At 73.9% G+C, this 26,847-nt stretch carries 18 protein-coding genes; 17 read left to right on the forward strand and 1 reads right to left on the reverse strand.

The features are described 5' to 3' along the window. Window positions 1-170 precede the first annotated feature (170 nt). Window positions 171-3,209: a beta-N-acetylglucosaminidase domain-containing protein gene (locus OG338_RS08620; protein ID WP_405936747.1), complete on the forward strand. Its 3,039-nt coding sequence runs from the start codon at window positions 171-173 to the stop codon at window positions 3,207-3,209. 84 nt (window positions 3,210-3,293) lie between these two features. On the opposite strand, the gene OG338_RS08625 is transcribed toward OG338_RS08620, so the two are convergent. Beyond that, window positions 3,294-3,830 (reverse strand): HNH endonuclease, encoded by a 537-nt coding sequence (locus OG338_RS08625; RefSeq protein WP_405936748.1) that lies wholly within the window; start codon window positions 3,828-3,830, stop codon window positions 3,294-3,296. A gap of 193 nt (window positions 3,831-4,023) precedes the next feature. On the opposite strand from OG338_RS08625, the gene OG338_RS08630 reads away from it, so the two are divergent. The 16 genes from OG338_RS08630 to OG338_RS08705 all read left to right on the forward strand — a co-directional run bounded on the left by OG338_RS08630 (window position 4,024) and on the right by OG338_RS08705 (window position 26,846). After that, on the forward strand, window positions 4,024-5,079 hold the full coding sequence (locus tag OG338_RS08630) for a mechanosensitive ion channel family protein (RefSeq protein WP_405936749.1): 1,056 nt from the start codon (window positions 4,024-4,026) through the stop codon (window positions 5,077-5,079). A gap of 127 nt (window positions 5,080-5,206) precedes the next feature. Next, window positions 5,207-6,424, forward strand: a complete 1,218-nt coding sequence (locus tag OG338_RS08635) for an ROK family transcriptional regulator (protein WP_405936750.1) — start codon at window positions 5,207-5,209, stop codon at window positions 6,422-6,424. Window positions 6,425-6,477: 53 nt separating this feature from the next. Beyond that, window positions 6,478-7,815 (forward strand): ABC transporter substrate-binding protein, encoded by a 1,338-nt coding sequence (locus tag OG338_RS08640; protein WP_405936751.1) that lies wholly within the window; start codon window positions 6,478-6,480, stop codon window positions 7,813-7,815. A 10-nt stretch (window positions 7,816-7,825) separates the two neighbouring features. After that, window positions 7,826-8,767, forward strand: a complete 942-nt coding sequence (locus OG338_RS08645) for a carbohydrate ABC transporter permease (protein ID WP_405936752.1) — start codon at window positions 7,826-7,828, stop codon at window positions 8,765-8,767. Window position 8,768: 1 nt separating this feature from the next. After that, on the forward strand, window positions 8,769-9,671 hold the full coding sequence (locus OG338_RS08650; RefSeq protein ID WP_405936753.1) for a carbohydrate ABC transporter permease: 903 nt from the start codon (window positions 8,769-8,771) through the stop codon (window positions 9,669-9,671). Between the two features lie 3 nt (window positions 9,672-9,674). Continuing rightward, window positions 9,675-10,940 carry a 6-phospho-beta-glucosidase gene (locus tag OG338_RS08655; RefSeq protein ID WP_405936754.1) on the forward strand — a complete coding sequence of 422 codons (1,266 nt, stop codon included), beginning with the start codon at window positions 9,675-9,677 and terminating at the stop codon, window positions 10,938-10,940. Continuing rightward, window positions 10,931-11,905, forward strand: coding sequence for an N-acetylglucosamine kinase (locus OG338_RS08660; protein ID WP_405936755.1), 975 nt, complete (start codon window positions 10,931-10,933; stop codon window positions 11,903-11,905). The genes OG338_RS08655 and OG338_RS08660 overlap by 10 nt, the downstream gene beginning before the upstream one ends. A gap of 403 nt (window positions 11,906-12,308) precedes the next feature. After that, window positions 12,309-13,634: a hypothetical protein gene (locus tag OG338_RS08665; protein WP_405936756.1), complete on the forward strand. Its 1,326-nt coding sequence runs from the start codon at window positions 12,309-12,311 to the stop codon at window positions 13,632-13,634. An 11-nt stretch (window positions 13,635-13,645) separates the two neighbouring features. Continuing rightward, complete coding sequence (locus tag OG338_RS08670; RefSeq protein ID WP_405936757.1) at window positions 13,646-14,677, forward strand: glutamate ABC transporter substrate-binding protein; 1,032 nt, start codon at window positions 13,646-13,648, stop codon at window positions 14,675-14,677. 79 nt (window positions 14,678-14,756) lie between these two features. Continuing rightward, complete coding sequence (locus tag OG338_RS08675; RefSeq protein WP_405936758.1) at window positions 14,757-16,097, forward strand: hypothetical protein; 1,341 nt, start codon at window positions 14,757-14,759, stop codon at window positions 16,095-16,097. Next, on the forward strand, window positions 16,094-18,841 hold the full coding sequence (locus tag OG338_RS08680; protein ID WP_405936759.1) for a tetratricopeptide repeat protein: 2,748 nt from the start codon (window positions 16,094-16,096) through the stop codon (window positions 18,839-18,841). Before OG338_RS08675 ends, OG338_RS08680 begins: the two co-directional genes overlap by 4 nt. Window positions 18,842-18,843: 2 nt before the next feature. Beyond that, window positions 18,844-20,040 carry a protein phosphatase 2C domain-containing protein gene (locus OG338_RS08685; protein ID WP_405936760.1) on the forward strand — a complete coding sequence of 399 codons (1,197 nt, stop codon included), beginning with the start codon at window positions 18,844-18,846 and terminating at the stop codon, window positions 20,038-20,040. Window positions 20,041-20,179: 139 nt separating this feature from the next. Next, the gene (locus OG338_RS08690) at window positions 20,180-21,508 is read left to right on the forward strand and encodes a vWA domain-containing protein (protein WP_405936761.1); all 1,329 of its coding nucleotides are present in this window, start codon (window positions 20,180-20,182) and stop codon (window positions 21,506-21,508) included. A 106-nt stretch (window positions 21,509-21,614) separates the two neighbouring features. Next, complete coding sequence (locus tag OG338_RS08695; protein ID WP_405936762.1) at window positions 21,615-22,859, forward strand: FHA domain-containing protein; 1,245 nt, start codon at window positions 21,615-21,617, stop codon at window positions 22,857-22,859. Window positions 22,860-22,945: 86 nt separating this feature from the next. Beyond that, the gene (locus tag OG338_RS08700) at window positions 22,946-23,350 is read left to right on the forward strand and encodes a globin (RefSeq protein ID WP_405936763.1); all 405 of its coding nucleotides are present in this window, start codon (window positions 22,946-22,948) and stop codon (window positions 23,348-23,350) included. Between the two features lie 172 nt (window positions 23,351-23,522). Then, a complete protein-coding gene (locus OG338_RS08705; RefSeq protein ID WP_405936764.1) occupies window positions 23,523-26,846 on the forward strand; it encodes an FtsX-like permease family protein in 3,324 nt (1,107 codons plus the stop codon). Window position 26,847 lies beyond the last annotated feature (1 nt).

Below are 26,847 nucleotides of genomic sequence, written 5' to 3' on the forward strand. Positions count from 1 at the left end.
TTTTTCGGCCATTCGGCGCTGTCTTTCGCGTATCGCCCCGTCGCACGCACCCCGCTCATCACACGGGTCGTATCAGGTCATTTCCGTACCGAACGCCTCGCGCATTGACACCCTCGCGCGCGGGGTGGTGGGCTCGGAGGCCATCGGCCGGGGCGAGGGGAGAGACAGGGATGCGGCTCAGTGGGAGGACACGGGCGACGGCCGTCGCCGTGGCCGTGCTCGGCGGGCTGCTCGCCGCCGGGGCGCCGCCCGCGCTCGCCGCTCCCCCGGACCCGGCCTCCACGTCCGCGGCGGACCGGAGCCGCACGCTGAGCTCCGCGCTCCCCGCCGTGTGGCCGCGCCCGCAGAGCATGGCGGCGGCCGGGCCCGCCGTGGCCCTCGGCCGCGAGGTCACCCTGATCGCGGACACGGCGGCCGATCCGTACGCGGTGAAGGCGCTGCGCGCGGTCCTGGCGGACGCCGGGGTGCGCACGGTCCACGAGACGCTGCCGGGCGCCGGTCCGGTCCTGCGGCTGGGCGGCGACGGGGCGGCGGACGCGCTGCGCGGTCTGGGCGGCGACGGGGCGGCGGACGCGCTGCGCGGTCTGGGCGCCCCGGACCGCGCGGATCTCCCGGCGGGCGGTTACCGGCTGGCGGCCGGGCGGGTCGCGAAGCGGGACACGGTGGCGGTCGAGGGCGTCGGCGAGGACGGGCTGTTCCACGCGGTGCAGACGCTGCGCCAGCTGGTCCGGGACGGGAAGGTCGCCGGGGTCACCGTCCGGGACTGGCCGGCCACCGCCGTACGCGGGCTGACCGAGGGGTTCTACGGGCAGCCGTGGAGCCAGGAGGACCGGCTGGCGCAGCTCGGCTTCCTGGGCCGCACCAAGCAGAACCGCTATCTGTACGCGGCGGGCGACGACCCGTACCGGCAGGCCCGCTGGCGCGACCCGTACCCGGCGGCCCGGCAGGCCGGTTTCCGGGCGCTGGCCGAACGGGCCGCGGCCGAGCATGTGACGCTCGGCTGGGCGGTGGCGCCGGGCCAGTCCATGTGCCTGTCGTCGGACCGCGACCTCAAGGCGCTGACCCGCAAGATCGACGCGATGTGGGACCTGGGGGTGCGGGTCTTCCAGGTGCAGTTCCAAGACATCAGCTACAGCGAGTGGCACTGCGCGGCGGACGCGGACGCCTTCGGCAGCGGCCCCGGGGCGGCGGCCCGGGCGCAGGCCCGCGTCGTGAACGGGGTGGCCCGGCACCTGGCGGAGCGCCACCCGGACGCCCCGCCGCTGTCGGTGATGCCGACCGAGTACTACCAGGACGGCGCGACGGCGTACCGCACGGCGCTCGCCCGGGAGCTGGCGGCCGGGGTCGAGGTCGCCTGGACGGGCGTCGGCGTCGTACCGAGGACCATCACCGGCGGAGAACTGGCCGGGGCGCGCGCCGCGTTCCGGCACCCGCTGGTGACCATGGACAACTACCCGGTCAACGACTACGCGCAGGACCGGATCTTCCTCGGCCCGTACACCGGCCGGGACCCGGCGGTGGCGTCCGGTTCGGCGGCGCTCCTCGCCAACGCGATGGAGCAGCCCGCCGCATCGCGCATTCCGCTCTTCACGGCAGCCGACTTCGCGTGGAACCCGAGGGGCTACGACTCCGCGGAGTCCTGGGAGGCCGCGATCGACGACCTCGCGGGCGGCGACGGCCGGAGCGGCGGCGCGCTGCGGGCGCTCGCGGGCAACAGCGCGGGCTCCGTGCTCGGCTCCACCGAGTCCGCGTATCTGCGGCCGCTGATCGCCGCGTTCTTCGCGGCGTACGCGGACGGCGCGGGCAAGGCGCTCGACGCGGCGGCGGACCGGCTGCGGGACGCGTTCGACGGGATGCGGGCGGCCCCGGCGCGGCTCGCGGGCGTCGCCGGGGGCCGGTTCGGGGACGAGGTCCGCCCGTGGAGCGAGCAGCTGTCCCGCTACGGCCACGCGGGCGGGCTGGCCGTGGACCTGCTGTGCGCCCAGGCCCGGGGCGACGGGGCCGCCGCCTGGCGGGCGTCCCTGGCGCTGGAGCCGGTCCGCGAGGACATCGCGGCGGGCGGCGCGAAGGTCGGCGAGGGCGTGCTCGGCCCGTTCCTGGACCGGGTCCGCGAGGAGGCCCGCTCCTGGACCGGCACGGACCGGCCGGGCGGCGAGGTGTCGGAGGCTCCGGGCAGCTATACGGTGCGGCTCGGCCGGGCCCGTCCGCTGGAGGCGGTCACCGCGACGACCGTGCCGGCCGACGGGGCGGCCGCGGGCGCGACGGTCCAGGCGCATGTCCCGGGCGAGGGGTGGCGCGCGCTCGGCCCGCTGTCGGCGAGCGGGTGGACCCAGGCGGCGGGCGCGGGGGTGCGGGCGGACGCGGTCCGGATCAGCTGGCCGGCCGCGACCCCGCTGGCGGGCGGCGCCCCGCCCCTGATCATCCCGCCGCTGGCCGGCGCGTCCATCCGCGCGGGGACCGCCCCGGACGTGCGCTCCCTGGTGCCCTGGTTCGGCGACGAGCCGGCCGCCCGGCTGGACCTGGCGCGCGGCGAGACGGACGCGGTCATCGGCGGCGGGCCGCAGGAGGTCCGGGCCCGGCTGTCCGGCCGGCGCCCGGCCGAGGTGCGCGGCCGGCTGACCGCGGAGGCGCCCGAGGGCATCGAGGTCCGGGTGCCGAAGCGTACGACCGTGCCGCGCGGGACGCGGACCGAGGTCCCGGTGGAGATCACAGTCCCCGAGGACACCCCGGCCGGCGAGTACGAGGTGCCGTTCGCCTTCGGGGACGAGCGGACCACGCTGACCGTGCGGGCCTACCCGCGCACCGCCGGGCCGGACCTGCTGCGCGGGGCCACCGCCTCCTCGTCGGGCGACGAGACCGCGGACTTCCCGGCGGCCGCCGCGTCCGACGGCGATCCGGAGACCCGCTGGTCCTCCCCGGCGGAGGACGGGTCGTGGTGGCAGGCGGAACTGCCCGCCCCGGTCCGCCTCGGCAAGCTGGAGCTGCGCTGGCAGGACGCGTACGCCTCGCGCTACCGCGTCCAGGTCTCCTCGGACGGCCGCACCTGGCGCACCGCCGCGACCGTCCGCGAGGGCCGGGGCGGGCGCGAGTCGGTGCGGATGGACGCGAAGGACACCCGGTTCGTGCGCGTGGTGGGCGACGAGCGGGCCACGAAGTACGGGATCTCGCTCTGGTCGGCCGAGGCTTACGCGGTGGCGGAGGACGGCTGAAGGACGGCTGGGAGGGCCGGGGCGCGGGCAGGCCGGGGCCCCGGCGCGGCTGCGGGCCGCCCCGGGAAGCGGACGGGCCCGGTCTCAGGCTGAGATGCCGTCGATCCGGGCCATCGCGTCGTCCGCGCCGAACGGTTGCAGATAGGGCAGCCAGCGCGGGTCGCGGTGCCCCGTGCCGATGATCCGCCAGGCCAGTCCGGTCGGCGGGGCGGGCTGCTGGTGCAGCCGCCAGCCGAGCTCGGGCAGATGGCGGTCGGCCTTGACGTGGTTGCAGCGGCGACAGGCCGCCACCACGTTGTCCCAGGCGTGCTGTCCGCCCCGGCTGCGCGGGATGACGTGGTCGACGCTGGTCGCGGCGGCCCCGCAGTACATGCAGCGGCCGCCGTCCCTGGCGAACAGGGCCCGCCGGGTCAGCGGCACCGGGCCCCGGTAGGGGACGCGGACGAAGCGCTTGAGCCGGACGACGCTGGGGGCCGGGACGGCCAGGGTCTCGCTGTGCATGAGGGCGCCGGACTCCTCAAGACAGATGGCCTTGTTCTCCAGGACGAGGACGAGTGCGCGGCGGAGCGGTACGACGCCGAGCGGCTCGTACGACGCGTTGAGAACCAGGACATGCGGCACGTATGCCTCCTTGTACGCCGGCGGCGCGTGGCTCGCGCCGGGACGATCTCCGCTCTCAGTCTCCCCTCACGCCTGGTCGGAGCGCCACCACGTACGGGTAACGGGCAGGAAGGAATTTTTCCCGTACGGGTCCCCCGTTAGTGTGGTTGTTCAGCGCTCTGCCGCTCAGCGCCCGCCCCCTGGAGGTTTCGCCGTGTCCCTGTCCGCCCTGTTGGCCGCAGCTCCGTCACCGGAGCCGGGGGGCTCGCTGGACGAAGCCGCGAAGCAGGCGGGAGACGCCGCGGGCTGGGTGGAGGAGAACTGGTCCACCTGGCTGAACACCGGGCTGCGGATCGTCCTCATCGCGGCGGTCGCGGTCGTCCTGCGCCATCTGGTCCGCCGCGCCCTGAGCAAGTTCATAGAACGGATGAACCGCAGCGCGCAGGCCGTCCAGGGCACCGCGCTGGGCAGTCTCCTGGTCAACGCGGAGCGCCGCCGTCAGCGGTCGGAGGCGATCGGCTCGGTGCTCCGTTCGGTGGCCTCGTTCCTGATCCTGGGCACCGCGGCGCTGATGATCCTGGGCGCGTTCCAGATCAATCTGGCCCCGCTGCTCGCCTCCGCCGGGGTCGCCGGCGTCGCGCTCGGCTTCGGCGCCCGCAACCTGGTCACCGACTTCCTGTCCGGGGTCTTCATGATCCTGGAGGACCAGTACGGGGTCGGCGACCAGATCGACGCGGGCGTCGCCTCCGGCGAGGTCATCGAGGTCGGCCTGCGCGTCACCAAGCTGCGCGGCGAGAACGGCGCGATCTGGTACGTCCGCAACGGCGAGGTCAAGCGCATCGGCAACCTCAGCCAGGGCTGGTCCACGGCCCACGTCGACGTCCAGGTCCGCCCGACGGAGGATCTGGAGAAGGTCCGCGCGGTGATCGACGAGGCCGCCCGGGGGATGGCCAAGGAGGACCCCTGGACCGAGCGGCTGTGGGGCCCGGTGGAGATCCTGGGCCTGGACACGGTGCTGCTGGACTCGATGACGGTCCGGGTGAGCGCGAAGACCATGCCGGGCCAGGCGACCGGCGTGGAGCGCGAGCTGCGCTGGCGGATCAAGGTGGCGCTGGACGCGGCCGGCGTCAGCATGGTGACCGGCGCCCCGGAGGAGGCCCCGGCGGCCGCCGACCCCACGGCCGGGATGGCCGCCCCGTCCGCGTACGCCTCCGCGATCTCCCCGCAGTCCCTCGCGGCGGCCCCGATCCCGCCGAGCACCACGAAGTAGCCGGCCCGGCCCGGTAACGCTTTGGTAGCCACCGGGGGTCAGGTCATTGACGCCCCGGTGGCCCGGGCCCTACCTTCCTTCCCACCAGATAGGAAACTTTCCTAACAGAGGGGCAGGTGCCACGCTCATGGCCGGAAACACGCCGGGCACACCCAGCGTTCTGCGCGCCATGAACGACCGGGCCGCCCTGGATCTGCTCCTGGCGCACGGCCCCCTGTCGCGGACCCGGATCGGGAAGCTCACCGGGCTCTCCAAGCCCACCGCCTCCCAGCTGCTGGCCCGCCTCGAAACCGCCGGGCTCGTCGTCGCCACCGGGACCGCCGCCGGGCGCCCCGGACCCAATGCCCAGCTGTACGCGGTCAACGCCTCGGCCGCCCATGTCGCCGGGCTCGATGTGAACGCCCACCGGATCGTCGCCGCCGTCGCCGATGTGACCGGCGAGACGGTCGGGGAGTTCGAGCTGCGGACCCCCGGGCGGCGCGCCGACAGCGTGGTGCGCGGGGTGACCGAGGCGCTGGACGGCGCGGTCGCGGCCGCCGGGCTGACCCGGGCCGACGTGCACCGGGTGGTCATCGGCACCCCGGGCGCCTTCGACCCGAACACCGGCCGGCTGCGGTACGCCTCGCATCTGCCGGGCTGGCACTCCACCACGCTGCTCGACGAGCTGGCGGCGGTGCTGCCGATGCCCGTCGAGTACGAGAACGACGTCAACCTCGTCGCGGTGGCCGAGCAGCGGCGCGGCGCGGCCCGGGGCCACGACGACTTCGTGCTCCTGTGGAACGAGGAGGGCCTGGGCGCCGCCCTCGTCATCAACGGCCGGCTGCACCGGGGCTTCACCGGGGGCGCCGGCGAGGTCGGCTTCCTGCCGGTGCCGGGGGCGCCGCTGGTCCGCCAGGTCACCAAGGCCAACGCGGGCGGCTTCCAGGAGCTGGCGGGCGCCCAGGTGCTGGCGCGCCTCGCCCGGGAGCTGGGCATCGAGGACGCGCCGGGCTCCGGCACCCATCACGAGATCGCCGCCGAGCTGGTGGGCCGGGCCGCCGAGGCCGCGGAGCGGGGCGAGGCGGGGCCGTACGCCGCGCTGCTCGACCGGTTCGCCACCGGCCTCGCGACCGGGCTCGCCTCGCTGGTCGCCGTCCTCGACCCGGAGATCGTCGTGCTCTCCGGCGAGCTGTTCGCGCGCGGCGGGGAGCCGCTGCGCGCCCGGGTCGCGGCCGAGCTCGCCGAGCTCGCCGCGTCCAGGCCCCGGCTGCTCGCCGGGGACGTCACTCAACGGCCCGTTCTGCGCGGCGCGCTGGAGAGCGCGCTCGCCACCACCCGCGACGAAGTGTTCGACACCTCGCGCTGACCGACCTCTCACCTTCCGTCCCTCCGCCCACCGCTTCACCGGGAGACACCACCATGTCCGGAAACCGCCGGAAGCCGGCCGTCGCGCTCGCCGCGACCGCCGCGATAGCCCTGTTCGCCTCCGCCTGTACCGGGCAGAGCGGTTCGGGGGCCAACGATGACGCCTCCAAGGACACGACCATCACGTTCTGGCACGGCTGGAGCGCGCCGGGCGAGGTGAAGGGCATCGAGGCCACTATCGCCGCCTTCGAGAAGGCCCACCCCAACATCCATGTGAAGGTCGTCGGCAACATGACCGACGACAAGATCAACCAGGCGCTGCGCGCCGGCGGGTCCAAGGCGCCGGACGTGGTCTCGTCGTTCACCACGAACAACGTGGGCAAGTTCTGCTCGTCGAAGGCGTTCGTGGACCTCAACCCGTTCCTGAAGAAGGACGGCATCGACCCCGAGGCGACCTTCCCGAAGGCGATGAACGAGTACACCCAGTACGACGGGGTGCGCTGCACGGTCCCGCTGCTGGGTGACGCGTACGGGCTCTACTACAACAAGGACGCCTTCGAGGCGGCCGGGATCGCGAACCCGCCGAAGACCTGGTCCGAGTTCGCGGCCGACGCCAAGAAGCTGACGAAGACCAAGGGCGACTCGTACGAGCAGCTGGGCTTCATGCCGAACTACCACGGCTACGAGTCGACCACCGAGCACTACCTCGGCGCCTGGAACCCCACCTACTTCGACGCGGACGGCAAGTCGAACATCGCGAAGGACCCGGCGTTCGCCGCGCTGCTCACCAACCAGAAGAAGCTGGTGGACTCGCTCGGCGGCTACGCGAAGCTGGAGAAGTTCCGTACCGGCTTCGGTGACGAGTGGGGCGCCAAGCACCCGTTCCACACCGGGCAGGTCGCCATGCAGCTGGACGGCGAGTGGCGGCTCGGCATGGCCGAGGAGACCAAGCCGGGCTTCGAGATCGGGGTGGCCCCGATGCCCGTCGCGGACGACGAGGCCGACACGTACGGCAAGGGCTATCTGACCGGCACCATCGCGGGCATCGCCGCCACTTCCAGCAAGCAGAACGCGGCCTGGGAGCTGGTCAAGTTCATGACGACCGACACCGACGCGGTGGTGAACTTCGCCAACGCCATCCATAACGTGCCGTCCACGCTGGCGGCGCTGAAGTCGCCGAAGCTGAAGTACGACCCGCGCTTCAAGGTCTTCCTGGACATCGCGGCCAACCCGAAGTCGACCACCACCCCGCCCTCGGTGAACGGCGGCGCGTACCTGACCTCGCTCCAGAACCTCGGCTTCGACGTCGAGAAGGGCAAGCAGAAGGACATCCAGGCGGGTCTGGAGAAGACCGCGAAGGAAATCGACGCGGCGATCGACCAGGCGAAGTAGAGCCGACGCGATGAGCACGTACACACTCCGTTCGAAGCGCCGCAGGTCGGCGCTTCGGACGGCGGCCTTCATGTCGCCCTGGCTGATCGGGTTCTGCGTCTTCTTCGCCTACCCGCTGATCTCCACGGTCTACTTCTCCTTCACCAGCTACGACGGGTTCGCCGCCCCCGAGTTCAGCGGCTTCAAGAACTGGGCGTACGTCTTCGACGAGTACCCGATGTTCTGGCCGGCGCTGCGCAACACGCTGTGGCTGGTCGTGGTGATGGTGGCCTGCCGGGTGGTCTTCGGACTCGGTGTCGGGATGCTGATCACCAAGATCAAGACGGGCACCGGCGTCTTCCGGACGCTGTTCTACCTGCCCTATCTGGCGCCGCCGGTCGCCGCCACGCTGGGCTTCGTCTTCCTGCTCAACCCCGGTACCGGGCCGGTCAATTCGATCCTCGGCGACCTGGGTCTCGGCACCCCCGGCTGGTTCACCGACGCCACCTGGTCCAAGCCCGCGCTGACCGCGCTCGCGGTGTGGGGGGTGGGCGACCTGATGGTGATCTTCATGGCCGCGCTGCTCGACGTACCGAAGGAGCAGTACGAGGCGGCGGAGCTGGACGGGGCGACCGCGTACCACCGGTTCCGGTACGTCACGCTGCCGAACATCTCGCCGATCATCATGTTCGCCGTGGTCACCGGCATCATCCAGACGATGCAGTACTACACCCAGCCGCTGGTGGCCGGGAAGGTCGCGTCCGGGGTCATGGGCGGGTCGGGCCAGCAGTTCGAACCCGGCTATCCCGACAAGTCGACACTGACGCTTCCGCAGCTGGTCTACAACCTCGGTTTCCAGCGCTTCGACTACGGCTCCGCCTGTGTGGTCGCGCTCGTACTCTTCGTCCTCGCCATGGCGTTCACCGCACTGCTGATGCGGCGCCGCAGCGGACTGATCCAGGCAGGTGAGTGACATGGCGCAGGTTCTCGACCACCCGAAGGCCGCCGGACCGGTGAGTGACCCCGTCACCCCGGCCCAGCGCGTCGCGCGCCGCAAGGCGCTGCTGAACTGGATCGCCGTGCACGCGCTCGGCGTCGCGGCGGCCCTGTTCTTCGTACTGCCGTTCGTCTTCCTCGTGCTCACCTCGCTGATGAGCGACCAGCAGACCCTCACCCGGGACCTGTGGCCGCACCCCTTCGAGTGGGCCAACTACAAGAAGGTGTTCGACACCCCGGGCTTCCTGACCTGGTGGCGGAACACCCTGCTGTACGCGGGAGCCGGCACCGTCCTCACGGTGGTGTCCTCGCTGCCCGTGGCGTACGCGCTCGCCAAATTCCGCTTCCGCGGCCGGCGGCTGTCGCTGATGCTCGTCATCTCGATGATGATGCTGCCGCCGCAGGTCGTGGTCATCCCGATGTACCTGTTCTGGGCCAAGCAGCTGGACCTGTCCGGCACGCTCTGGCCGCTGATCATCCCGATGGCGTTCGGCGACGCGTTCTCCATCTTCCTGCTGCGGCAGTTCCTGCTGACCATCCCCGACGAGTACCTCGACGCGGCGAAGGTCGACGGCTGCGGCGAACTGCGCGCCCTGCTGCGCGTGGTGGTGCCGATGGCCAAGCCGGGAATCGCCGCGGTCGCCCTCTTCCAGTTCTTCTACGCCTGGAACGACTACTTCGGCCCGCAGATCTACGCCTCCGAGAACCCGGGGGCCTGGACGCTGAGTTATGGACTGGAGTCCTTCAAGGGCGCACACCACACCGACTGGAACCTGACCATGGCCGCGACCGTTCTGGTCATGGCCCCTGTGATCGTCGTCTTCTTCTTCGCACAGAAGGCTTTTGTCGAGGGCGTCACACTGACCGGAGTAAAGGGCTGAACCATGAAGCTCGCTGTAGTGGGTGGCGGGTCCACCTACACCCCCGAACTGATCGACGGATTCGCCCGGCTGCGTGACACGCTGCCGGTCGAGGAGCTGGTCCTCGTCGACCCGGCCGCCGACCGGCTCGACCTCGTGGGCGGCCTCGCCCGGCGGATCTTCGCCAAGCAGGGCCACCCGGGCCGCATCGTCACCACCTCGGACGTCGACGCGGGCGTCGCCGGAGCGGACGCCGTCCTGCTCCAGCTGCGCGTCGGCGGCCAGGCCGCCCGCAACCAGGACGAGACCTGGCCACTGGAGTGCGGCTGCGTCGGCCAGGAGACCACCGGGGCCGGCGGCCTCGCCAAGGCCCTGCGCACCGTCCCGGTCGTTCTGGACATCGCCGAACGGGTCCGGCGCACCAACCCGGACGCCTGGATCATCGACTTCACCAACCCGGTCGGCATCGTCACCCGCGCCCTGCTCCAGGCCGGGCACAAGGCCGTCGGCCTGTGCAACGTGGCGATCGGCTTCCAGCGCAAGTTCGCCCGGCTGCTCGATGTGGCCCCCGGCGAGGTGCATCTCGACCACGTCGGGCTGAACCACCTCACCTGGGAGACGGGGGTGCGCCTCGGCGGCCCGCAGGGCGAGAACGTACTGCCCCGGCTGATCGCCGAACACGGCGACGCCATCGCGGACGACCTGCACATGCCACGCGCGATCGTGGACCGGCTCGGCGTCGTCCCCTCGTACTACCTGCGGTACTTCTACGCGCACGACGAGGTCGTCCGCGAGCTCGGCACCAAGCCCTCCCGGGCCGCCGAGGTCGCCGCCATGGAGAAGGAGCTCCTGGCGATGTACGGCGACCCGGCCCTGGACGAGAAGCCCGCGCTGCTCGCCAAGCGCGGCGGCGCCTTCTACTCGGAGGCGGCCGTGGACCTGGCGGCGGCCCTCCTGGGCGGCGGCGGCTCGGCGCACCAGGTGGTCAACACGTACAACGACGGCACCCTGCCGTTCCTCCCGGACGACGCGGTGATCGAGGTCCAGGCGAAGGTCGACGGCTCGGGCGCGGCCCCGCTCGCCGTGCCCGCCCTGGACCCGCTGTACGCGGGGCTCATCGCCAATGTCACGGCGTACGAGGACCTGGCGCTCAAGGCCGCGCTGCACGGCGGCCGGGACCGGGTGTTCAAGGCGCTGCTGGCGCACCCCCTGATCGGCCAGTTCGAGTACGCCGAGGCGCTGACCGACAAGCTGATCGCGCACAACCGGGAGCACCTCGCGTGGGCGTGAACGGTTCCGTCCTCGCGATCGACGCGGGGAACAGCAAGACCGATGTGGCCCTCATCGGTGCGGACGGCACGGTGCTGTCCACGGCCAGGGGCGGCGGGTTCCAGCCGCCCGTGGTCGGCGTGGAGACGGCCGTCGACGTGCTCGGCGCGGCGGTGCGGCGGGCGTTCACCGAGGCCGGGGCGGACGCCGGGCAGGTCGCCCATGTGTCCGCCTGCCTCGCCAACGCGGACCTGCCGGTCGAGGAGGAGCAGCTGACGGCGGCACTGGCCGCGCGCGGCTGGGGCCGGACCGTCGAGGTGCGCAACGACACCTTCGCGATCCTGCGGGCCGGGGTGGACGAGCCGCGCGGCGTGGCCGTGGTGTGCGGCGCGGGCATCAACTGCGTCGGCATGGTCCCGGACGGGCGCACCGCGCGCTTCCCGGCGATCGGGCGGATCTCCGGTGACTGGGGCGGCGGTTCGGGCCTGTCCGAGGAGGCGCTGTGGTTCGCCGCGCGCGCCGAGGACGGCCGGGGCGAGCCGACCGAGCTGGCCCGGACGCTCCCCGCGCACTTCGGGCTCGGCTCGATGTACGCGCTGATCGAGGCGCTGCACCTGGGCCGTATCGCGCCGGAGCGCAGGCACGAGCTGGCCCCGGTGCTCTTCGCGACGGGCGCCGCCGGCGACCCGGTCGCGCGGGCCCTGGTGGACCGGCTGGCCGACGAGGTCGTGGCGCTGGCCTCGGTCGCGCTGACCCGCCTCGGGCTGCTGGCCGAGGAGGCGCCGGTGCTGCTCGGCGGCAGCGTGCTGGCGGCGCGCCATCCGCAGTTGGACGACCGCGTCCGCGAACTCCTCGCGGCGCGGGCCCCGAAGGCCGTGGTGCGCGTGGTGCGGGAGTCGCCGGTCCTCGGCGCCGGGCTCCTGGGCCTGGACCACACGGGCGCGGCGCCCGCGGTGCACGCGCGGCTGCGTGCGCAGTACGCCTGACCGCCGGGCCGTCAGGGGCGTCCCGTAGCCTGCGGGTTGCGGGGCGCCCTTCTCGTACGGGAACCGAATGGCCGTCCCAGTCGTGTTGTTGATGGGGAGGACGGTCCGGAGGGGGATCGTGCCGTCCGCCTTGATCAACGGCGCCGGTCTTGATCCAATGCGGTTGACCGCGGCCGGTCATGGCCGGCCGTTGTGCGGTCCGGTGTCCGATCCAGGCGTTCTGGATGTGGGTGCCGGTCCCTGAGGCCATACTTCTTGGCCGGGCACCAGTCCCCCGATCGGCCGGGGGCGGGCCGCCGTCAGTGACCGAGGGGGAGGCCGAGTGACACACCCGCCGAGTGCGCGTGAGGCGCTGCGAAGCGCGCCGGGGCAGCCACCCGCGCCGGAGGCCACGCCCGCGCCGGTGCCGCGGCAGCCGAGCGCCCGGGCCGCCGTCGTGGGGCGGCTGCGTGCCGCCGCGACCACCGAACCGGGCCGGCTGCGCGTCATCGGGGCCGTCCTGGCGCTGCTGGTCCTCGCGTTCGGGGCGGTGACGGCGGTCGAGATCAACGGCCGGGCCGCCTCCGCCGACGACGTGGTGGAGCGCAGCCAGCCGCTCAGCGCGGACGCGGCGGGCATCTACCGCTCGCTCGCGGACGCGGACGCGGCGGCGGCGAGCGGCTTCCTGGCCGGGCCGCAGGAACCGCGCGCGGTGCACGAGCAGTATGTGAAGGACATCGAGGAGGCGTCCCGGCTGCTGGTGAAGGCTGCGGCGAACACGGACGCGGGCTCCGCGTCCGGCCGCGAGATCACCACGCTCAACGAGGGACTCCCCCGCTACACGGGCCTGATCGAGCGTGCCCGCGCCAACAACCGCCAGGGCCTCCCGCTGGGCGGCGCCTATCTGCGGTACGCGAACCAGACGATGTCCGGCGAGCTGCTGCCGGCCGCCGAGCGGCTGTACGCGGCGGAGACCGGCCGGCTCGGCGAGGACCAGAGCTCCGCACGGTCCTGGCCGCTGTTCGCGCTCGGCACCGGTGTCGTCGCACTGGCCGCGCTGGCCTGGGCGCAGCGCCGCAACTACCGGCGGACGAACCGGGTGTTCAACCACGGTCTGCTGGCCGCGACGGCCGCGACGACGGTGCTGCTGCTGTGGCTCGCGGTCGGGCACACGGTGGCCAGGTCCGGCCTTGCCGAGGCCGATTCGCACGGACAGCGGCCCATGGACGTGCTCAACCGGGCCCGGATCGACTCGCTGAAGGCGCGCGCCGACGAGAACCTGACGGTGGTCGCCCGGGGCGCGGTGCTCACCGCGGACGGCAAGAACGACAAGTACGAGACCGACTACGCGGCGGGCATGAAGGCGCTCGGCGGCGAGCTGGCCGCGGCGGCGAAGCTGGCCGACGAGACCGGGGACGGCGCGGGCGGCAAGCCGGTCGCCGCGGCGGCCGAGGCGGTCGAGGAGTGGCGGGGCCGGCACCGTACGGCCCGCAAGACCGACGACGCCGGGGACTACGAAGCGGCCCTGGAGCAGATCATCGGCCAGGAGAACTCCACGGGCGAGTCCTTCAAGAAGGTGGACGACGCGCTGCGCGACGCCCTGGCGCACGAGCAGGACGACTTCACCCGGGCCGCGCGGGACGGCCGCGGCGCGCTGGGCGGCCTGCCGGTCGGCGCGGTGATCCTGGCCGTGCTGGGCGCGGTCGCGGCGATCGTCGGGGTCAACCGCAGGCTCTCGGAGTTCCGGTGACAGGGGGAGCGATGACAGCGAAGGACCCGAAGGGCCTCGGCCGGCTGCGCGGCTGGGGCGGGGTGACCGCGATGGCCGCCGCCTGCGCGCTGACCGCCGCGCTGACCCTGCTGCCCCTCTCCCACCCGGGCGACGACGTCTTCGGCCCCCAGGTGACGGGGCCGGGCGCGGCGCACGCCCTCCAGGCGAAGGCCGACGCCTGCACGGACCCGGAGGCGAGCCTCCGGCCGGGCAGGGTGGACGGGGACGCGGTCCGCAAGATCAAGGAGCGCGGCAAGCTCATCGCGGGCGTCGACCAGAACAGCTTCCAGTGGGGCTTCCGCAATCCGGAGACCGGGGACCTCGAAGGCTTCGACATCGACCTGGTCAGGGCCCTCGCGAAGGACATCCTCGGCGACGGCGACAAGGTGATCTTCCGGGCCGTCCCGACCAACCAGCGCATCGCCGCGCTGGAGAACGACAAGGTCGACGTGGTCGTGCGGACGATGACGATCAACTGCGCCCGGCTGAAGCAGGTCTCGTTCTCCACGGCCTACTTCCAGGCCGGGCAGCAGGTCCTCGCCGCGAAGGAGGACCACTCGATCACCGGTTTCAACTCCACGCTGGCCGGCAAGCGCGTCTGCACCGCCGAGGGCTCGACGGCGTACGAGGCGCTGGAGAAGGAGTCGTTCGGCTCGGTCTTCAAGGACGAGCACGACGGCACCCCGGCCGACGAGGACCGGCTGACCGTCCCCAACCAGCTGGACTGCCTGGTACGGCTCCAGCTGGGCGAGGTCGACGCGGTCGTCACGGACAACGCGCTGGCCGCGGGCCAGGCCGCGCAGGACCCGGCGGTCGAGCTCAAGGGCGACCCGTTCACCACCGAGTTCTACGGCGTGGCCACGAAGAAGGGCGCGGACGACCTGGTGTCCCGGGTCAACAAGGTCCTGGTCGGCTACCGGGCCGGCGGCGCGGACAGCCTCTGGATGAAGTCGTACCGCACCTGGCTCCAGGACGGCCTGCCGGGGGTCCAGGCCCCGCCGGAGCCGAAGTACCGGGACTAGGGTCCTTCCTTTGGCGCGGCCTGCGGGCAGCACTGATCCCGCGGGCCGAGGCCCGGCGGGGAGAGCGGAGAGGTGATCGATGGGCGTCGCTGGCCCCTTCCCCAGCTACGCGGCCCGGCCCCCCGGTCCGGTCATGGACCGGGACGAGGCCGACCGCGCGCTGTCCCGGCTCGGCGCGGAGCACGAGGCGATCGAGACCTCGCTCCTCGCCCTCCAGGACCACGCGGGCCGCAGGCTCCTGGAGGGCGCCGAGCTGTCCGGTGTCACCGGGGAGCGATGGGCCGTCACCGAGCGGTCGGTCACGCTGCTGTGGAGCTATTTCGACGCGTATACGAGGGTGCTGGAGCGGGCCCGTGAGGTGCGGGCGCGGCGCCGCCACCCCAACCGCGAGGATCTGACGGCCCTGACCGAGCTGCTGCGCGGCCAGGGTGTGACCGTGGCGCACGGCGCCGCCGGGCACGACCCGTCCGTCTCCGGCCCGGCCCGGCTCTCCGAGCGGTTCACGCTGGAGGAGCTGGTCTCCCGGATGAACGGGCTGTACGCGAGCGCCCTGGACATGGTGGTGGCCTCGGACGCCGTGTGGTCGGCGATGCCCGCCCGGATAGACCTGCTCGCCGCCGAGCTGCGCCGCACCCACTCGCTGGCGCACTCGGTGGGCGTCCGGCCCGGTGAGCACCCGGCGGGTGACGAGCTGGAGGCGATCACCGCGGAGCTGGCCACGCTGCGGGAGCAGGTGATCTCGGACCCGCTGGCCTTCTGGCTGCCGGGCCCCGGGAGCGCGGCGCCCGGTGGCGGGCGCCCCGACACGGCGCGCTACGACCGGGCGGCCCGGGCGCTGGAGGAGGTGCGGCGCGAGGTCGAGGCGGTGCTCGCCGTGCGGCAGGACGCCGAGCAGCGGCTGGTGCATCTGCGCGACGTGCTGTCCCGGGCCGACCGCACGCTGGCCGAGGCCCGGCTGGCGCGCGGCGAGGTGCTGGCCAAGATCGCCGCCTCGGAGGTGCCCGTGGTCAGCGGACCGCCGACCGTCCTCCAGGAGCGCCTGGCCGCCGCTTCGGAGTACCGCAGGCACGCCCGCTGGCATCGGCTCTCGCCGCTTCTGGAGACCCTGGAGCGGGAGGCCGAGGAGGAGTTGCTGCGGGCCCGCGAGCAACTGACCGCGGTGACCGCGCCGCTGGCCGTCCGGGCGGAGCTGCGCGGCCGGCTCGACGCGTACAAGGCGAAGGTGGCCCGCAACGGCCTGGCGGAGGACCCGGTCCTGATCGAGCGGTACGACGCGGCGCGCCGGATGCTGTGGAGTGCCCCGTGCGATCTGCGGGTGGCGGCACAGGCGGTGCAGCGCTATCAGGACGCGGCGCTGGACCTGCTGGGCAGAGGTGACAATCCGTCGTGGCGGCGGGGCGAAGAGGGGGAACGGACATGAGTACGCAGTGCCAGCGCCCCGCGTGCGAGGGCAGTTACGAGGACATGGGCGGCGGTGAGCTGTACTGCGACACTTGCGGTCTGGCGCCCGTCGTTTCTCCGAACGGCATGGTGAGTTCACCGCCCACCGGGGTCGCGGCCGGCGGCCGGGGCAGCCGGGGGTCCAGCAGCGCTTCGGCGCGCAGCAGTTCGCAGTCCTCCTCGCGGGCGTCCGCACGGTCCTCGTCGCGTTCCTCGACGTCGCGGCGTTCGGTGTCGGGGCGGCTCTCGCGGTCGCTTTCGGTGTCCGGCCGGACCGGCACGCACTCGGTGTCGGTGCGCTCCTCCGCCAAGTCGACCAACGCCTCGGGCCGCAACCGGCTGGGCGCGGGTCTGGTGCAGGTGCCGGACGTGCCGCGGCCCGATCCGCGTACGGCCGTGATGGAGAACCCGGAGGTGCCCGAGCGCAAGCGGTTCTGCTCGCGCTCCGACTGCGGGGCACCGGTGGGGCGGTCCCGGGGCGACCGGCCGGGCCGTACCGAGGGCTTCTGCACCAAGTGCGGCCACCCGTACTCCTTCGTGCCGAAGCTGGAGGCGGGCGACGTCGTCCACGGGCAGTACGAGGTCGCGGGCTGTCTGGCGCACGGCGGGCTCGGCTGGGTCTACCTCGCGGTGGACAAGGCGGTCTCGGACCGCTGGGTGGTGCTCAAGGGCCTGCTCGACACGGGTGACCAGGACGCGATGGCGGCGGCGATCTCGGAGCGGCGGTTCCTCGCGGAGATCGAGCACTCCAACATCGTCCGGATCTACAACTTCGTGGAGCACCTGGACCAGCGGACCGGGTCGCTCGACGGCTACATCGTCATGGAGTACGTCGGCGGCAAGTCGCTCAAGGAGATCGCCAACGAGCGCCGCACACCGGCCGGGAAGCGCGATCCGCTGCCGGTCGAGCAGGCGTGCGCGTTCGGCATCGAGGCCCTGGAGGCGCTGGGCCATCTGCACAGCCGCAATCTGCTGTACTGCGACTTCAAGGTCGACAACGCGATCCAGACCGAGGACCAGCTGAAGCTGATCGACATGGGCGCGGTCCGCCGGATGGACGACGAGGAGTCGGCGATCTACGGCACCGTCGGCTACCAGGCGCCCGAGGTCGCGGAGGTGGGCCCGTCGGTCGCCTCCGACCTGTACACGGTGGCCCGCACGCTCGCGGTACTGGCCTTCGACTTCCAGGGGTACACGAACGTCTTCGTGGACTCGCTGCCGGACCCGGACAACATCGAGGTGTTCCGGAGCTACGAGTCGTTCTACCGGCTCCTGGTCCGCGCCACCGACCCCGACCCGGCGCGCCGGTTCGCCTCGGCCGCGGAGATGGCCGAGCAGCTGACGGGCGTGCTGCGCGAGGTGGTCTCGCTCCAGTCGGGGCGCCCGCGCCCGGCGCTGTCCACGCTGTTCGGGGCGGAGCTGCGGGTCACCGACACGGAGCTGTTCGCGGACGGGGCGGGCGAGGTGTCGCGCCTGGGGGCGCGGGCCGCCGCCGGGTCCGGGGGCCGCTTCGGCCGCCGCCGCGGCGGTACGGGCGGCGCGGCGCCCGCCGCCGCGACCCCGCCCGGGGGCATACCGGGGGCACTGCCCGCCGGACCGCCTCCGGCCTCGCCCACGGGTGCGGCGCCGGTGCCCTCGGCCGCCACCCATGTCCGTACGCCGGGCGGGGCGGGCACCGGATCGGGCCCCCTGCCGTACGCACCCGCCGCGAGCATCCCCGCGCCACGCGGCCCGGTCCCCTCGCCCGGCGCCGCTCCGGTGCCGGCGCGTTCCGGGGCGCCCCGGCCGGCCGGGCTCGACGTGCGCGGGACCTCGCTGGCGCTGCCCGTGCCCCGGGTCGACGCGAGCGACCCGAACGCCGGCTTCCTGGCCGGGGTGATGGCCTCGGCGCCCGCCGAGCTGATCGCCGCGTTGCAGGCGGTGCCGGCCGCGTCGCTGGAGACCCGGCTGCGCGAGCTGCGCGCGTACCTGGAGATGGGCGACCTCGCCGCCGCCGCGCGGACCCTGGCCGAGCTGGAGGGGCAGCACGCCGACGACTGGCGGGTCGTCTGGTACCGGGGCCTCACCTCGCTGGTGACCGGCGACAAGGAGAACGCGGCGCTGTCGTTCGACGCGGTGTACGACGCGTTCCCCGGGGAGCCCGCGCCGAAGCTGGCCCTCGGCATCTGCGCGGAGGTGCTGGGGCAGCTGGACAACGCCGCCGAGTACTACCGGCTGGTGTGGCTGACCGACCCGAGCTTCGTGAGCGCGGCCTTCGGTCTGGCCCGGGTGCAGATCGCGGCCGGCGACCGGACCTCGGCGGTCCGGACGCTGGAGTCGGTGCCGGAGGCGTCGATCCACTACACGGCGGCCCGGATCGCCGCCGTCCGGGCCCGGTTGCGTGAACGGGCCCCGGAGGAGCCGCTGATGGCGGACCTGACGGCCGCTTCGGCCCAGGTGTCGGCCCTGTCGGGGCTGGGGCTCGACGCGGTCCGGCGGGAACGCCTCTCGACCGAGGTGCTGGGTATGGCGCTCGACTGGGTACTCTCCGGTAGCCCTTCGGGCCCGCAGCCGGCCGGGACGCACGGCCCGGGGACGCTGCTCGGCAGCGAGCTGGACGAGCGCGGACTGCGGTTCGGCCTGGAGCGTGCGTACCGGATGCTCGCCCGGCTCGCGGAGCCCGGGGCCGAGCGGATCGAACTGGTGGAGCGGGCCAACCGCTTCCGCCCCCGAACGTGGGTGTGAACATGTCGCAGAACGACCAGGAGACCGCCTTGCCGAGGTGCCCCGGCTGCGAGGAGCCGCTGGAGCGGGGCGACCTGTTCTGCGGTGCCTGCGGGTACGACCTGTCGGCCGTGCCCGAGCCGCCCCGCGACCGCCCGACGGTCGCCATCGCGGCCCCGGGCGCGGCGGCCGCCCCGGCGGTGCGGCACGACGGGCCGGGTGCCTCCGGCGACTTCGAGCTGGCGGCTCCGGACGCGGCGCCCGATCCCCGTGCGGTCGCCGAGCCCGCGCCGGCCCCGGCGGCCGGCGGCAAGGTGTGCGTGGCCTGCCGGGCCGGGCGGGTCGACGGCGACGGCTACTGCGAGAACTGCGGCCACGCGCAGCCGCGTGAGCGCGACCACATGGAGCAGGAGCTCGGCGCGGTCGCCGCGGTGAGCGACCGGGGGCTGCGCCACCACCGCAACGAGGACTCGTTCGCGGTGTCCACGACGGCCCTGCCGGACGGCTCCCCGGCCGTCGTGGCGATCGTCTGCGACGGGGTGTCCTCGGCCAGCCGGCCCGACGAGGCGTCGGCGGCGGCGGCGAGCACGGCCAACGAGTCCCTGCTGGCGTCGCTGCCGCGCGGTACGCATCCGCAGCAGGCGATGCACGAGGCGATCGTGGCGGCCGCGGAGTCGGTCAACCGGCTGGCCCAGAAGCCCGGGGCCCCGGAGCGGGACCCGCACCGCCACCAGAACGCCCCGGCGTGCACCCTGGTCGGCGCGGTCATGGCGAGCGGGCTGCTCGTCGTCGGCTGGGTCGGCGACAGCCGGGTGTACTGGGTGCCCGAGGACCGCTCGACCGCGCCCGCCCGGCTCACCGAGGACGACTCGTGGGCCGCGCAGATGGTGGCGACGGGCCTGATGAACGAGGCGGAGGCGTACGCGGACGAGCGCGCCCACGCCATCACGGGCTGGCTCGGCGCGGACGCGTACGAACTGGAGCCGCACACCGCCTCGTTCAAACCGGACCGGCCGGGCATCGTGGTGGTCTGCACGGACGGCCTGTGGAACTACGCGGAGTCCGCCGCCGAGATGGCCGCCGCAGTGCCCGAAGACGCGTACGCCCGCCCGCTGCACGGCGCCCAGGTGCTGGTCGGTCACGCCCTGGACGGCGGCGGCCACGACAACGTAACAGTGGCCCTGCTGCCGTTCGCCGTGTCACCGCAAGGGGGTGCCTGACAAATGCCCGTGACTCCGCGGGGATTTGCCAGGCACCCCCTGGGGGCAGGCTCCGCCTGATACCGGGTCATTCACCCCGCTACGACTTGTCCGTACCGCTGGCTTCATCCGAGACGTGGAGCCTCAAGGAGCCGATCAGATGGCCAACTTCTCCAAGTCGAACGTGCCGCAGTTCTCCGTCGAGGTGTACCAGAACGAATACCTGCCCGAGGGCGGCCGCGAGGTCAACGGCATCATCACGGTCACCTCGACCGGCGGTGGCACCACCGGGGGCGTACCGCTGCCCGGGGCGGCCGCCGGGGCCGCCGTGGTGATCATGGTGGACTGCTCGGGTTCGATGGACTACCCGCCGACCAAGATGCGCAACGCCCGCGACGCGACGGCGGCGGCCGTGGACACCCTGCGCGACGGCACCTCGTTCGCCGTGGTCGCCGGGACGCATGTGGCCAAGGAGGTCTACCCGGGCAACGGCCGGCTCGCGGTCGCCGGCCCCCGGACCCGGGCCGAGGCCAGGGAGGCGCTGCGCCGGCTGAGCGCGGGCGGCGGTACGGCGATCGGGACCTGGCTGCGGCTGGCGGACCGGCTGCTCGGCGCGGCGGACGTGGACATCCGGCACGGCATCCTGCTCACCGACGGGCGCAACGAGCACGAGTCGCCCGAGGACCTGCGCGCGGCGCTGGACGCCTGTGCGGGCCGGTTCACCTGTGACGCCCGCGGGGTCGGCACCGACTGGGAGGTGAAAGAGGTCACAGGGATCGCCTCGGCGCTCCTCGGCACCGCCGACATCGTCGCGGACCCGGCCGGGCTCGCGGCGGACTTCACGCAGATGATGGAGAACGCCATGGGCAAGGAGGTCGCGGACGTGGCACTGCGGCTGTGGACCCCGGTCGGCGTGGAGATCCAGTTCGTGAAGCAGGTGGCGCCGACGGTCGCCGACCTGACCGGCCGCCGCACCGAGGCGGGCCCGCGCGCCGGGGACTACCCGACCGGTTCCTGGGGCGACGAGTCCCGCGACTACCACGTGTGCGTCCGGGTGCCGGAGGCCGGCATCGGACAGGAGATGCTCGCCGCCCGGGTCTCGCTGATCCTTCCCGACCCGTCGGGCGGGGTGCCGCAGACGCTTTCGCAGGGGCTGGTACGGGCGGTGTGGACGGACGACATGGTGGCGTCGACCTCCATCAATCCGCAGGTGGCGCACTACACGGGCCAGGCCGAACTGGCACAGGTCATCCAGCAGGGGCTCGATGCCCGCAAATCGGGAGACTTCGACGGCGCCACGGCCAAACTGGGCCGAGCGGTGCAGTTGGCGTCGGCGTCCGGGAACGAGGACACTGCGAAACTGCTTTCGAAGGTGGTAGACGTGGTCGATGCGGCGACGGGTACTGTGCGACTGAAGGCGAAGGTCGCGGAAGCGGACGAGATGACTCTCGAAACGCGCTCCACGAAGACGGTCCGCGTCAAGAAATAACCACATATCCGCAACGGTCAGCCGCCCGCCGGTTCAGGTCCGCCGGGCGGCGGAGCACGCCACATGACGGCCTCCGGGCCGGAGAAGGAGAGGGGGAAGCGCCGACATGCCGACCTGCCCGAACGGACACCAGTCGGGTTCCGAGGACTGGTGCGAGGTCTGCGGCCACCGCATGACCGGGCCGGGCGCGCCTGCGGGTGCGGTCCCCCCGCCACCTCCTCCACCGCCCGCCCACGGTTACGGATATCCCCGGCCGCACGACCCGGACGCGACCGCCCAGGCCGAGCTGTGCCCGCAGTGCCGCACGCCGCGTGAGGCGATGGCGCCGTTCTGCGAGGAGTGCCGCTGGAACTTCCTCACGAACACGGCGACGTCCTACACCCCGCTGGCGCCCCGGCACAACGTCCCGGGCGACCCCGGCCCCGCCGGCAGCCGGCCGCAGGGCTTCCCGGGGCAGCAGCCGCCCGGTCCGCCGCAGGCGCACGACCCCTTCGACTACCAGAGCTCCCGCCCCTCGCAGGTGAACCGGTCCGCCGAGCCCCTGTCCACGGGCCCGGGCCAGTCCGGCCACCAGGGGCAGCCGCCGTTCGGCCAGGGCGGCCCCGGACCGCAGGGCCCCGGCCCCGGACCGCAGGGCCGGCAGGGGCCTCCGCCGCCCCCGTCCCCGTACCAGCAGGGTCCGCAGGGCGGCCCGCAGAGCTCGCCGCCGCCGTTCCAGCAGCAGGGCGCGCCGCCCGCCTTCCAGCAGCAGACGGCGCCCCCGCCGGCCCCGCCGCGCACCGACGGCGACGACTGGCTGCTGTCCCCGCCCTCGCAGCCCGCGCCCCCGCCGGGCCCGGGCCCGCAGCCGTCGTTCCCGGGCCAGCAGGGCCCCGGACCGCAGGGCCCCGGACCGCAGGGCCACGCCCCCGGACCGCACGGCCCCGGCCCCGGCCGGCCGCTGTCCAACAACTGGACCGCGTTCATCGCGCCCGACCGTGAGTACTTCCTGGCGATGATGCAGCGCAGCGGCCCCGAGGCGACCGGGCTCAATCTGCCCGCGTACTCCCCGGAGCAGCAGCTCGCGCTCACCGGCGGGCAGATCACGATCGGCCGCCGCCGGCACAGCACGGGCGAGTCCCCGGACATCGACCTGGCGGTGCCGCCGGAGGACCCGGGCGTCTCCCACCAGCACGCGGTGCTGGTGCAGCAGCCGGACGGCAGCTGGGCCGTGGTCGACCAGAACTCCACCAACGGCACTACGGTCAACGGCTCCGAGGAGCCGATCCAGCCGTACGTCCCCATCCCGCTCCAGGACGGCGACCAGGTGCACGTCGGCGCGTGGACGACGATCACGGTCCGCCGGGACTGATCAACGAGGCGCGGCGGAGCGGCCGGTGAGGGGGCAAGCCCTTCACCGGCCGCTCCGCCGCGTCGCGCGTCTGCGACCATGGACGGGTGACTGAGAATCCGCGCGACACGGTGCAGGAGCTGACCTTCTACGAGCAGGTCGGCGGCGAGGAGACCTTCAGGCGCCTGGTCCACCGCTTCTACCAGGGCGTCGCCGATGACCCGCTGCTGCGGCCGATGTATCCGGAGGAGGACCTCGGGCCCGCCGAGGAGCGGTTCGCGCTGTTCCTCATGCAGTACTGGGGCGGGCCGCGCACCTACAGCGACCGGCGCGGGCACCCCCGGCTGCGGATGCGGCACGCGCCGTTCCGGGTGGACCGCGCCGCGCACGACGCCTGGCTGCACCACATGCGCGTCGCGCTGGACGAGCTGGGTCTCGCCCCGGAGCACGAGCGCCGGCTGTGGGACTACCTCACCTACGCGGCCGCCTCCATGGTGAACACCGACGGCTGACCGCCGGTCACCGACCGCCCACATCCGTGCGGAATCCGGTACTCCGTGGCCGGATAGCGGTCACGAATGCATCAAGTTGTGCCCGTAAGCGGTTTCCACGGGCACGGGCCGTCTGACAGCATCCAGACAACGCCGGGGGGCGCGCATGCGGTGAGTGGTGACGGGGGGACATGTGACGGGGTTCGTCTTTCTGCGGGTGAGGGCGCACCGGCTCCTCCTCGCGGCGGCCGTGCTGGCCGTGCTCCTGACCACCTCGGTCCTGGCCGCGCTCACCGCGTTCTCCGGTTCCGTCGGCGACGCCGCGCTGCGCCACACGCTCGCCCACCGCTCCGCCGTCCCCGCCTCGCTCGTCGTCTCCGCGCAGCTGGAACCGGACGAGCGGCAGCCGGCCGACGCGGCGGCGCGCAAGGCCGCCCGGGAGACCTTCGACGGGCTGCCGGTGACCGTGCGGAAGCTGGAGGCGTCCGGCCCGTACGCGCTGCCGCGCAGCCTCCAGGACCCGGCCGCCCGGCACGGTGACCCCGATCTCACGCACTTCGCCTCGCTGGACCGCAGCCGTGTCCGCCTCACCGCCGGACGCATGCCCGCCACCGGGGCGGGGAAGAGCGGCGCCCCCGTCGAGGTCGCCCTGCCCGCGACCGCCGCCGAGGCGCTGTCGCTGAAGCCCGGCGCCCGGCTGAAGCTCACCGACCGGCTGGCCGGCAAGCCGGTGGACGTCGTGATCACCGGGCTCTACCAGGCCGCCGACCAGGCCGACCCGTACTGGCAGCTGGACGCGCTCGGCGGGCGCGGCGTCCGCAAGGTCGTCTTCACCACCTACGGTCCCCTGCTCACCGACCCCGCCGTGCTCGGCACCGGCCGGACCAGCCCGGGCGAGACGTCCTGGCTGGCGTCCGCCGACTTCGGCACGGTCACCACGGACCGGATGGCGGCGCTGCGCGACGCGGCGACCGCCGGCCCGAAGAAGCTGCTGACCGAGCCCGGGTTCACGGACGGGGCCACCGCGCGGACCTCGCTGCCCACCGTCCTGGAGGAGGTCGACCGGGCCCTGCTGGTCTCCCGCTCGACGCTCACCATCGTGGCCGTGCAGCTGGTCCTGCTCGCCGGCTACGCCCTGCTCCTGGTGGCCCGGCTGCTCAGCACCGAGCGCGCGGGCGAGACCGAGCTGCTGCGGGCGCGCGGCGGCTCGCGGGCCCGGATCACCTGGCTGGCGTCCGTCGAGGCGTTGCTCCTCGCGCTGCCCGCGGCCGTCGTCGCGCCGCTGCTCTCCGGCCCGCTGACCCGGCTCCTCGTGGACCGCAGCGAGCTCTCCCGGATCGGGCTCCGCCTGGACACCGGGGTCACCGGACAGGTGTGGCTGGTCGCCGCCGGCACCGCGCTGGCCTGCGCGCTCGCCGTCGTGGCGCCCGCCCTGGCCGCGGGCGGCGGGAAGCGGCGCGGTACGCGGTCCGCCGCGCTGCCGGGCCCGGTGCGGGCGGGCGCCGACCTCGCGCTGCTGGTCGTCGCGGCGGTGGCGTACTGGCAGCTGGACCGGCAGACGAAGGGTTCCGGGAGCGGCGCGCTCAGCGGGGACCGGGCGGGCGGGCTCGGGATCGACCCGCTGCTGGTGTCCGCGCCCGCGCTGGCCCTGCTCGCCGGCACCGTGCTGACGCTGCGGCTGCTGCCGCCCGCCGCCCGGCTCGCGGAGCGGCGCGCCTCCGGCGGGCGGGGGCTGACGACCGCGCTGGCGGGCTGGCAGTTCAGCCGCCGGCCGCTGCGGGGCGCCGGGCCCGTGCTGCTGCTGGTCCTCTCGGTGGCGATGGGCATGCTGGCGATCGGGCAGAGCGCGTCGTGGAACCGCTCGCAGAGCGACCAGGCCGACTTCAGGGCCGGCGCCTCGGTGCGCGTGAGCGCCGGCGCCACCACGGACCCGGCGAAGGCACCCGCGTACGGGCGGCTGCCGGGGGTACGCGGGGTGGCGCCCGCCTTCCGTACGACGGCGGGTCTCTCCGGCGAGCGCACCGCCGAGATCCTCGCCCTGGACACCGCGCACGCCGACGAGCGGATGCTGATGCGCGACGACCTCGGCAACGGCCCGGTGGCCGGGCTCTTCGACACGCTGACCCCGCCGAAGGCCGCCCGCGTCGGGCTGCCGCTGCCGGAGCACAGCACCCGTCTCCACTTCGACGTACGGATATCCGCCGAGGGCGCCCCCGGCAAGGTCTCGCCGTCCGGCACGACCTCCCGGATCTCCGTCCTCCTGGAGGACCGCTACGGGCTGCCCTACCAGGTGGCCGCCGGGTCCGTCCCGGCCGACGGGAAGGCGCATCCGCTCTCCGTCGCCGTGGAGCCCGCCGGCGGGTTCGCCGTCACCGGGATCGAACTGAGCGCCGGCCGGCCCCTGGAGGCGGAGTCGCACCGGCTGGCCGTGACCGCGCTGCGGACCACCACCGCCGACGGCACCGAGCACCCCGTCCCGGTCCCGGACGGCCTGCGCTGGCAGGGCGAGAAGACCGAGGACTCCGCCCTGGAGGAGCCGAAGCCGGGCGTGCCGCTGCTTCCCCCGGCCGCGTCGGCCGAAACTCCCCTCGCCGTGAACTACTCCACCGGATCGGTCAGCGCCGAGACGGCGGCGTACTCGATTCCCACGATCGGCGTGCGGCTCACCGCGGTCCGGCCCGAGGCACCGGCTCTGAACGCCGTGGCCACGGACGCGTACCTCAAGGCGACCGGTGCCGAACCCGGCCGGCAGACCGATGTGACCGTGGCCGGCGAGACGGTACGGGTGACGATCACCCGGGTCGTGCACCGGCTGCCCACCACCGGACCCGGCTCCGGCTCCTCCACCGCGTCGGCCGAGTCCCAGCGGGCCAGGGACGGCGGGGCGCTGCTGCTGGACCTGCGCGCCCTCGGCGAGGTCTTCGCCGGCCGCCCGACCGCCCGGCTGACCGCCACCGAGTGGTGGCTGAGCACCGAGCCGGGCCGCACGGCGGAGGTGGCCGCCGCGCTGCGCGCACAGCCCGACACCGACCCCGCGCAGGTCCGGGTGCGCGACGAGATCGCCGACGAGCTGGTCACCGACCCGCTGGGGGCGGGCCCGCAGTCCGCGCTGCTCGCCGTCGCGGTGATCGCCGCCGCGCTGGCCGCGGTCGGCTTCGCGGTGTCCGCGGTCGGCTCGCAGCGGGAACGTTCCGCCGAGTTCGCCGTGCTGCGGGCGCTGGGCACCCCGCGCCGCAGACTGGCCCGGATGACCGCCGCCGAGCAGGGCGTCCTGATCGCGGTCGCGCTGCTCGTCGGGGCCCTGCTCGGGGCCCTGCTGACCCGGGCGGTCGTGCCGTTGATCGTGCTGACCGGGCAGGCGGCCCAGCCGGTGCCGCCGGTCCTGGTCCAGCTGCCGCCCGGCCAGGTCGCCGCACTGCTCGCCGGAGTCGCCGCACTCCCTCTGCTCATCGTCGCCGTGCTGACCCTGCGCCGCGCCGACCCCGCGGTCTCGCTGCGCACCCAGGGGGACAACTGAC

The sequence above is a fragment of the Streptomyces sp. NBC_00726 genome, assembly GCF_045161735.1.
GTDB lineage: Bacteria > Actinomycetota > Actinomycetes > Streptomycetales > Streptomycetaceae > Streptomyces.